Origin of the sequence: Dactylosporangium sucinum, assembly GCF_014647515.1 — a bacterium.
GTDB classification, from domain to species: Bacteria; Actinomycetota; Actinomycetes; order Mycobacteriales; family Micromonosporaceae; genus Dactylosporangium; species Dactylosporangium sucinum.
In genome coordinates this window covers 1-8,881 of record NZ_BMPI01000119.1, presented here as the reverse complement: position 1 = coordinate 8,881, position 8,881 = coordinate 1, and the positions used below count along the sequence as shown (strand labels likewise).

At 72.7% G+C, this 8,881-nt stretch carries 8 protein-coding genes and 1 pseudogene; 1 reads left to right on the top strand and 8 read right to left on the bottom strand.

Going from position 1 to position 8,881, the window contains the following annotated elements:
• The 7 genes and pseudogenes from IEZ31_RS53800 to IEZ31_RS53770 form a co-directional block, all read right to left on the bottom strand.
• A pseudogene (locus IEZ31_RS53800) lies at nt 1–1,288 on the bottom strand (collagen-like protein); the annotation flags it as partial.
• A 64-nt stretch (nt 1,289–1,352) separates the two neighbouring features.
• Nucleotides 1,353–2,018 (bottom strand): adenylate kinase, encoded by a 666-nt coding sequence (locus IEZ31_RS53795; protein WP_190257936.1) that lies wholly within the window; start codon nt 2,016–2,018, stop codon nt 1,353–1,355.
• A 179-nt stretch (nt 2,019–2,197) separates the two neighbouring features.
• Nucleotides 2,198–4,483, bottom strand: coding sequence for a glycosyl hydrolase family 18 protein (locus IEZ31_RS53790; RefSeq protein WP_190257935.1), 2,286 nt, complete (start codon nt 4,481–4,483; stop codon nt 2,198–2,200).
• 208 nt (nt 4,484–4,691) lie between these two features.
• Nucleotides 4,692–5,675 (bottom strand): tetratricopeptide repeat protein, encoded by a 984-nt coding sequence (locus tag IEZ31_RS53785; protein WP_190257934.1) that lies wholly within the window; start codon nt 5,673–5,675, stop codon nt 4,692–4,694.
• A gap of 22 nt (nt 5,676–5,697) precedes the next feature.
• A complete protein-coding gene (locus tag IEZ31_RS53780) occupies nt 5,698–6,942 on the bottom strand; it encodes an NAD(P)/FAD-dependent oxidoreductase (protein WP_190257933.1) in 1,245 nt (414 codons plus the stop codon).
• Between the two features lie 71 nt (nt 6,943–7,013).
• A complete protein-coding gene (locus IEZ31_RS53775; protein WP_190257932.1) occupies nt 7,014–7,232 on the bottom strand; it encodes a hypothetical protein in 219 nt (72 codons plus the stop codon).
• Nucleotides 7,229–7,462: a hypothetical protein gene (locus tag IEZ31_RS53770; protein WP_190257948.1), complete on the bottom strand. Its 234-nt coding sequence runs from the start codon at nt 7,460–7,462 to the stop codon at nt 7,229–7,231. The genes IEZ31_RS53775 and IEZ31_RS53770 overlap by 4 nt, the downstream gene beginning before the upstream one ends.
• Here IEZ31_RS53770 and IEZ31_RS58785 point away from each other — a divergent pair.
• Nucleotides 7,461–7,583, top strand: coding sequence for a hypothetical protein (locus IEZ31_RS58785; protein WP_268241777.1), 123 nt, complete (start codon nt 7,461–7,463; stop codon nt 7,581–7,583). The genes IEZ31_RS53770 and IEZ31_RS58785 overlap by 2 nt on opposite strands.
• Nucleotides 7,584–7,634: 51 nt before the next feature.
• Here IEZ31_RS58785 and IEZ31_RS53765 read toward each other — a convergent pair.
• Nucleotides 7,635–8,881: fibronectin type III domain-containing protein (locus IEZ31_RS53765; RefSeq protein WP_373294868.1), on the bottom strand; the 1,247-nt coding region annotated here is incomplete at its 5' end.

The window sequence follows — 8,881 nt, the reverse complement described above, 5'->3', positions numbered from 1 at the left end:
TCCAGGTGTTGTTGCTCCACTGCGGCAGGGTGGCGGCGTTGAAGGCCTGGGTGCCGTAGTAGCCGCCCTTGGGCCAGAAGCCGCCGCCGGAGGAGCGCATGAACTTGTTGTTCGTGACCTTGCCGTTGGTGATCTTGTAGTTGGCGTCGTACCAGTAGAACGAGTAGCCGCCGCCGTTCATCAGGTTGCTGTCGACCACGACGTCGCTGATCGGGCCGATGTCGGCCTTGAGCAGGATGCACGAGGTCTGGGTGTGCTGGTTCTCCAGCCGGTTGTGCAGGATGCGCACGTAGGTCGCATTGGTCGACTGGATGACGTCGTTGTGCTGGGCGGAACCGACGCCGTTGGGGTCGTGCAGCCAGGAGTCCTGGACGGTGCCGCGGCCGTCGATGCGCAGGATGTCGCCGGAGCCGTGGGCGTTGACCCGCAGGAGGGTGAAGCCCGTGCGGCCGATGAGGGCGATGCCGCCGGTGGAGGCGTCCTTGCCCTGGCCGTCGATCTCGGTGTCCTCGATGCGCAGGTTCGCCCAGTCGTCGGTCACGGTCACCGCCTGCACGTTGGCGACCCGGATGCGGCTGTTGCGGATCGTCACGTTGCGCGCCCGGATCTCCAGGTGGCCGACGATGTCCTTGCCGTCGATGACGGTGCCGTCGACGGTGATGGTCATCGGGCCGGTGTACGGCGTGAGCGTCACCTTCGCGCGGGCGTCGCCCGGCAGGCCCTGCGGGTAGCCGGTGTTGTGCGCGGCCGGGAAGCCCGGGACGGTGTACGTCGGCGGGACGGTGGCCGGCGGGACCGTCGGCTGGACTGTCGGCGGGACTGTCGGGGGGATCGTCGGCGGTGCCGTCGTCGTCGGCGGCGGGTTCCCGGTGGTCGGCGGCGGCGGGTTGGTGGTCGTGGGGTCCAGGTCGCCGGGCACGATGATCGGGTCGCCCGGGTCGCCGGGCCAGCCCGGGTCGCCGGGGTTGGTCGGCGCGGTGGTCTGGATCGGGTTTCCCGGGTTTCCCGGGTTGGTCGGATTGCCGGGCTGACCCGGGTTGCCTGGATGAGCCGGGCTGCCCGGATGGCTCGTGGTTCCGTTCGGGGACGGCGCCGGTGACGGGATCGGGCCGGCCGGGCCGCTCTCGATCGGGTCCGCGGACGCGGGCGGCCGCTCCGGCAGGCCGAACTCGCGGGGCGGCTGCGCGCAGGCGCTCAGCCCGCCGGCCGCCACCAGGGTCGCCGCGACCACGCCGGCGCCGGTGCGGCGCCGCCGCTGGGGGTCCCGCCAGACGTCACGCGGCTTCATGTCGCCCGCCACGCTCCGGCAGCAGCGCGCCCTTTGTGCGGCCGTGACGCTGCGGCCGGATGAACTACGACTTGCCGTTGTGGTACTGGTCGAGCCACTCGCCGAGGTCGGTCAGGTCCACCGAGCGGCGCCGGTCCTCCGGCACCAGGTCGACCAGCGGCGCCATCGCCTCGAGCGCGGCCAGGATCTCCCGGCCGACCTGGTCGGCCGGGCGCATCGCGTCGACCGACACGAGCACGCCGCGCTGGGCATACCACTCCAGCACCGGCAGGGTCGCCGTGCGGTACAGCGCGAGGCGCTGGCGGATGACCTCCGCCGTGTCGTCGGAGCGGTGGTCCCGCCGGGCCCGCGCCAGCAGCCGCCGGGTGACCTCCTCGTCGTCGGCCTGGAGATGCAGCGCGACGTTGACCGTCATGTTGATCTCCTTGGCGGCCACGTATGCCGCCTTCGCCTGGTCGAGCGTGCGCGGGATGCCGTCGAGGACGTATCCGGTGCCGTTCGCCTTCGCCGCCGCGAGGCGCTCGCGCAGCAGTCCCATGACGATCTCGTCGGGGACCAGGTCGCCCCGGTCGAGATACCCCTGCACCTTCCGGCCCAGCTCCGTGCCCTTAGCGACGTTGTCGCGCAGCAGGTCGCCGATGGCGATGTGCGGAATCTTGAAGTGGCTGGCGATCAACGCGCCCTGTGTCCCCTTGCCCGCACCAGGCGGCGCGACCAGCAGCACCCGCATCCGCGTCCCTCTCTTCGGCGGCCGTCTCTGCCCGCACCAACGTATCTCGTCGCGGTCGATGTTCCGCGCGCGACGCCGCACGACGTTGTCTCGGTCACCGTCCACCTGCCCGGCCGCTCGGCGGCTCGGGCCGAGGATCCCGGCCGCGATCCGTGCGGACCGCGGCCGGGGGTGTGCACCTACAGGCCGGTGTTCAGGGCGGTCATCAGGGTGCCCGACGTGGTGTCGCCGGACATCTCCCAGATCATGCCGCCCAGCAGGCCGCGCTGCTTCAGCCAGGCCGTCTTGCGCTCGATCGACCAGGCGTCGTCGTACGTCCACCACTGGCCGCCCGGGCCGGTGTAGCAGTACGTGGAGACCGACTGGGTGTCGTGGTACACCGTGCAGCCCGGCACCATGGCCAGGAGGTTGCTGTAGCCGCGCGTGCCGGCCTCCTCGGCGAACTGGCCCGGAGCCGCGCCGGTCGCGGTCTGCCACTCGCCGTTGACGCCGCCGGCCGCGACGCCCTGCCAGCCGCGGCCGTAGAAGGCGAAGCCGACCGTGAGCTGGCGCGGGTTGACGCCGGCCTGCGTGTAGGTGTCGACGGCGCGCTCGACGCTGAACGTGAACGAATACGGGTCCTGGGCGTCGGCGTAGAGGTTGCCCTGGTGGCCGGTGCGGCCGGGCTCCCACGAGTTGTCGCTGCCGGCGCCGTGGAAGTCATACCCCTGCACGTTGGCGAAGTCGAGCGAGTCGAACACGCTCGGCGTGCCGTCGGCGCGGGTGATGTCCCAGCCGGCGGCGATCTTCGCCGGGTCGGCGGGCGTGAACGCCGTCAGCAGGTAGCGCTTGCCCTGCGGCGCGCCGAGCTCGTCGAGCTGCCGGCGGAACTCGGCGAGCAGGGCGGTGTTGTTGGCCTTGTCCTGCGGGCCCCAGTGGTTGCCGGGGTGGCCCTCGGCGCCCGGCCACTCCCAGTCGAGGTCGATGCCGTCGAAGATGCCGGCCGCCGCGCCCGGGCCGCCGGCCCCGCCGGCCACCGGGAGGTTGCCCTTGATGTACATGTCGATGCAGGACCGGACGAACTTCTCCCGCGACGCCGGGGTGGCCGCGGCGTCGGAGAAGAACTTCGAATACGTCCAGCCACCGATCGAGATGAGCACCTTCAGGTTCGGATACTTGGCCTTGAGCTTGCGCAGCTGGTTGTAGTTGCCGCGCAGCGTTTCCCAGCCGGTGTCGGCGACCCCGTCGACCGACTGGGCGGCGCTGAACGGCCGCCCGTAGTCGGCGTCCGCGTCGCCGGCGCCGGTGCCCTGGTCGGGGTCCTGCGGGTTCTGCGTCGTGCCGCGGGTGACGCCCTGCAGGCAGGTGAGGTTGACCGGGTCGAGGTTGGCGAACGCGTAGTTGAGGTGCGTCAGCTTCGCCGCCGCGCCGGACGTGTCGAGGTTCTTCACGAAATACTGCCGGCCGTAGATGCCCCACTGGACGAAATACCCCACCTTCGCATAGCTGCCACTGCCGACGGCGTCGTCGGTCGTGACCGTCACCGCGGTGCTCGGCGGGGAGCTGTTGTCATACCCGTCGCGCGCCCGGACGGTGAAACTGTACGAAGTGAGCGGTGTCAGCCCGGTGACGGTCGCATTCAAGGACGTCACCGTGGCTGCGAGGGTGCTCCCGCGGTACACCTCGTATGCGGAGATGCCGCTCGGGTCACTGACCGCGTTCCACGCGAGGGTCACGGTCGTGGCGGTGCGGCCGGTCGACCGCAGGTTGCCGGGCGCGGGCGGCGCCACCGTGTCGTCGGCCGGGTTCAGCGTCGACGCGGTGACCGGCGCGCTGTCCGACGAGACGTTCCCGCGCGTGTCCTTCGCCTTCACGGTGAAGGTGTACTGCGTGTTCGGCGTGAGCCCGCTGATCGTCGCCTGCGGGGACGTGACCGACGCCTTGACCGTCCCGCCCTGGTAGACGTCGTACGAGGCGATCGGGAAGTCGGTCGGGACGGCCGCCGTCCAGCGCAGCGAGACGGTGCGGGTGGTGCGCCCGGCGACGGCGAGTCCGGTGGGCGCGTTCGGGGCGCGGTCGGCGCTGCCGTCGCACTTGTTGCCGTTGATGCGGCAGTTCAGCGGTTCGGCGTTGGTGCCGGTGGCGATGAACCAGAAGCTGTACGGTTCGGTGCTGCCGCCCGCCGGCACGGTGCCGTTGTAGTGGGCGTTGACGACGGTGACGTGGTTGCCGGTGCGGGTGACGGTGCCGTGGTAGCCGGTGCCGACGGTCAGCCCGGCCGGCACGTCGAACTCGAGGGTCCATCCGGTGACGGCTGCGCTGGTGGGGTTGCTGACGACGTACTTGTCCACCCAGTACGAGCCGTAGTTGGCCGCCGAGAAGCTGGCGGTGAGCCCGGCGGGTGCGGCGTGGGCGGACGCCGGCACCGCGACGAGCGCGGCGGTGACGAGGAGCAGAGTGGCGGCGAGACGCCTGATGGGGTGCACTCATTCCCTCCTTTAGGAAAGTTTCCTGTTAGTTTCCGCGCAAGCAACGACCAATGTCAATGCGTCGCCGACTCGGGACCAAGTGGATCACCGGGAGAGGCGGCTCGGGTGCGCCAGGGCGGCGGGGTCCGGCAGGTCCATGATCGAGGGAAACACTTGGCTGTCCCAGCCAGATCCTTCCCTCGATCATGGAAGCGAGGCAGCCGGCTCAGCCGGTGGTGCCGTGGAGCCCGCGGCGCAGCTCGGCGGCCTCGGCGGTCCGGCTCAGGCGGTCGAGGACGGTGGCCTTGGCGTCCTGCAGGCGCCACACCTCGGCGACCCGCCCGCTGTCGCCGCGCCGCAGCAGTTCGGTGACGACCGCGATCGCGTCCTCGATCGCGGGCAGTGCCCGCGGCCAGTCGGCCAGCCGCATCGTGCAGGCGATGCGGTTGTTCGCGGTGAGGGCGGCGTTCGGCAGGTACTCGTCGGGGGCGTCGGCGGCGAGCGTCCGGAAGATCGGCAACGCCTCGTCGTAGGCGGCCAGGGCCTCCGCCCACCGCTCGTCCGCGCCCCGCAGGTTGCCGAGGTTGTGCAGCGCGTAGCCGAGCCGCCGCCGCTGCACGGGGTCGCGGCCGGCGAGGTGGCGCCGCCACTGCACGGCCTGGGCGAGCGTCGCCTCGGCCTCGGCGGGCATGCCCAGCGCGACGAGCCGCGCGCTGATGCTCTCGAACGCGTCGGCGACGAACGGCGCCGCTCCGGTCGCCCCCGCCGCCAGGTCGTCCTGGAACAGGTCCAGCGCCTCCATGGCCGGCGTCAACGCGTCGGCGGGCCGGCCCTGGTCGGCCAGTCGCAGGCCGAGCTCGTGCAGCGACGAGGCCAGCCACCAGCGGTACCGTCCCGGATCACCGTGCACGAGCCGGCGGCCCAGCCCGACCGCCTCCTCGCTCGCCGCCACCGCCTCCTCGGCGCGCCCGAGGCCGGCCAGCACGGCCGAGACGCCGTTGAGCACCTCGACGAGGACCGGCAGCTGCCGGAGCGGATCGGCGTTCACCAGCAGCCGCTGCAGCCGCAGGGCCTGCTCGGCGTCGGCGAGCGCCTCCTCCCACCGCTGCTCCAGCAGCAGCTGCGCGGACCGTGCGCGCAGCAGTCGGACGGCCTCGGCCGGATCCGCGGTGACGATGTTCGGCAAGGGCGGTGGTGTGCTCAGTTGCATCGCGCCATGATGACCATGCGGGTCAAGCGGCGAGGCCGAGGTGCACCGGGCCGTCCGCCGGGCGGGCCGCTCGCACCACCGAGAACGGGATCCGCAAGACGCGGCCCGGCGCCGCCGGCCAGGCCAGGCGGGCCGAGCCGATGAGCCGTCCCTGCTGCCGGGCGGTCACGACCGGGAAGCGGTGCAGCTCGCTCGTCCAGGCCAGGAGCCGGCCGCGGGCCGGCGGCGGGCCGCCCGGGCGGAGCACCTGCGGCGCCACCCACCGCAGCGGCGCGTCGGCGACGAGGCCGAGCTCCGGGCCGGCCGGCGCGGCGGTGCCGGCCAGGTGGGCCAGGACCGCGGCGGCGACGTGCCGGCCGTCGAGCGCGGCCACGTCGGCCGTGTCGACCGGGTGCAGGAGGTTGCCGGCGGCGAACACCCCCGGCCGGCTCGTCGCCAGGGCCGTGTCCACGCGCGGGCCGAGCGTGGCCCCGTCGAGGGCGAGGCCGGCCAGCCGGGCCAGCTCGTGGTCGGGGATCCAGTCGCCGGTGGTGATCACGGTGTCGCAGGCGATCCGCGAGCGCCGGCCGGTGCGCAGGTCCTCGACGTCGACCGCGGTGACCCGGCCCCGGCCGTGGATGGCGACCACGCGGGTCCGGGTGCGGACCGGCACCCGCAGGGCGAGCCGGCCGGGCAGGTGGAACGCCGCGAACGCCTCGGGCCGCGGGAACTCGCTCGTCATCAGCACGGTCCGGCAGCCCGCCTCGCGCAGCGTGAGCACGGCCGACCAGCTCACGAGCTCGGCGCCGACGACCACCGCCCGGGTGCCGACCGCCCGGTGGTGCAGGTGCACGAGGTTCTGCAGCTGCCCGGTGGTGTACACGCCGTCGGGCCGGTCGCCCGGGATGAGCCGGGCGGGGCGCGGACGCTCCCGGGCACCCGTCGCCAGGACGACGGCGTCGGCGGTCACCGTGCGGCGCCCACGTGGCGAGGTGACCTCGAGCGTGCGGTCATCCGCCCAGCCGGTCACCATGGCCTCGGTCTCCAGCGTCGCCCCGGCCGCGGACGCCAGGGCGGTGAGCCGCCGGCCGTACTCGGGGCCGGTGACGAACCGGTGCAGGTCCCGCATCCCGTACCCGAGGTGGTCGCTGTGGCGGGGGATCCCGCCCGTCGCCGTTTCGCGCTCCAGCACGAGCACCGGAGCGTCCACCCGCGGGGCCAGGGCGGCGGCCGCGGTGAGCCCGGCGGGTCCGCCGCCGACGACTGCCACGCGCACGTGCTCGGTCACCGGTCGCCTCCGTTCTCGACGATGGCCTTGGTGCCGGACGTGCCCTGGTCGATCGCGAGGACGTGCATGGGTCAGGACCGCACTTTTCTGGCCGGGTTGGTGGTCGGGTTGGTGGTCGGGTTGACGGTCGGGTTGGTCGAGATCGAACCTGCTCCCGGCCGGCAGCGACCTCCGCTTGGCCAGTAGAGCGCGACGGTGGCAGCGTAGATGACGGCCGGCAGCAGGGTGGCGGCGCCGAACAGGGTGAAGAGGGCGTCCTGCGAGTACGCGGCGAAGACGCCGAGGATCACCTCGGCCAGCTTCCGGTCGCGATCGACACGAACGCGAACGCCACGGCGAACGACGCGAACCGGCTGGTCCGCCGCTCGAACGACGGCTCGTACCCGAAGCGGGCCAGCTCCTCGCGGTCGCTTGCACCGGTCCTGGCGAAGCGGTCCGTCACCCTGGAGCAGGTCGCCCCGGAGTCGCGCACCCTGGTCAGGGCGGTCACGCTTTCCCCCGACGGCCGCGAGCTCGTCATGCGGGCCGACTCGTGGCAGCGGCGCACCCGCGACGGCAGCCGCCCGCCGGCCAGCGTCGCGGCCAAGCTGCCCGCGGACGACGACAACCTCATCGCCGGAGGACGCGTGCGCTGGCTCTGACCGCTCCGGTGGCCGGCGGGTCCAAGGGTTCCGCCGGCCACCGGCGCTCGGTTACTCGAAGGAGATGTGGTCGATCGTGATGGTGGAGCTGCCGCCGAACCAGAAGCCCATCGCCAGCTGGGACGGGGAGTTGCGGTTGATGCCGTTCGCGGCCATCGGGATGCGGATGTCCTGGTAGGTCGTCGTGATCACCGGGTGGGCGCCGCCGTCCAGGGTGAAGTCCGCGAAGAGTTTCGTCGTGCCACCCAGGCCCAGGTTGAAGTGTTGCTGCTCGCCTCCCGCGGCACCCTTGACGCGGATCACCAGGTACGTGCGCGTGCCGAGGTCGACGCCCACGTCGGAGCCGAACCAGCCGCAGTTGTTGTAGCGCAGGCTCAGCGCGCCGCCCGTCACGATGCCCGAGCCGCCGCCGTCCAGGAAGCAGTTGCCGCCGGTCCACCTGCCGAGGTCGTTCTGGGCCGCCGACGGGTACGCCGGGGTGCCGTCGAAGTCGTCCAGCACCAGGCCCGCCGGTGGCTGCGGTGCGGCGTCGGTGGTGACCGTCACCGCGTTGCTGGCCGCCGAGCGGTTCCCGGCGGCGTCACGTGCCTTGACCGTGTACGTGTACGCCGTCGACGCGGTCCGGCCGGTGTCGGTGAACGTGGTGCCCGTCGGGCTGCCCACCAGCGTCGAGCCGCGGAACACCTCGTACCCTGTCACGCCGACGTTGTCCGTGGCGCCCGTCCACGACAGCGTCACCGTCGTGTCCGTCTTGCCGGAGGACGAGAGCACCGGCGTGCTCGGCGCGGTGCAGTCGCCCGAACATCCGGTCGTCCTGGCCTCCACCTCGGCCGACGGGCCGGACACGTTGCCGGCGGCGTCGACCGCGCGGACCGTGTACCGGTAGGTCTGGCCCGGTGCGCGGCCGGTGTCGGTGAACGTCGCGCCCGTCGGCGTGCCGGCGAGGACCCCGTCCCGCCACACCTGGTAGCCGGTGACGCCCACGTTGTCCGTCGACGCGGTCCAGGACAGCGACACGGTCGTGTTCGTCACCCCGGTCACGGTGGGATTCGACGGTACCGTCGGCGCCACGCAGTCACCCGAACACGTGCCCGTGGTCGTCATGGTGCCCAGGTCCACCCAGCCGTCGGCGCCCTGGTTGGCGTTGGCGAACGACAGCGGCAGCCGCGGGCGCCACTGGTCGATGACCCAGTCGGTGAGCCGGCTGGCGGCCGGGCGGGCGCGCAGCACGTCCGGGGTCACCGCTTCGAGGGGGTTGCGGATCTTCAGGACCAGGCTGTACGAGCCGGCCGGGACCC

What these genes read in the sequence shown, in the direction of transcription:
- IEZ31_RS53795 (WP_190257936.1), bottom strand. Translation starts at nt 2,018, where the DNA reads ATGCGGGTGCTGCTGGTCGCGCCGCCTGGTGCGGGCAAGGGGACACAG.
- IEZ31_RS58785 (WP_268241777.1), top strand. Translation starts at nt 7,461, where the DNA reads ATGCGGGCCGACTCGTGGCAGCGGCGCACCCGCGACGGCAGCCGCCCG.
- IEZ31_RS53770 (WP_190257948.1), bottom strand. Translation starts at nt 7,462, where the DNA reads ATGACGAGCTCGCGGCCGTCGGGGGAAAGCGTGACCGCCCTGACCAGG.
- IEZ31_RS53785 (WP_190257934.1), bottom strand. Translation starts at nt 5,675, where the DNA reads ATGCAACTGAGCACACCACCGCCCTTGCCGAACATCGTCACCGCGGAT.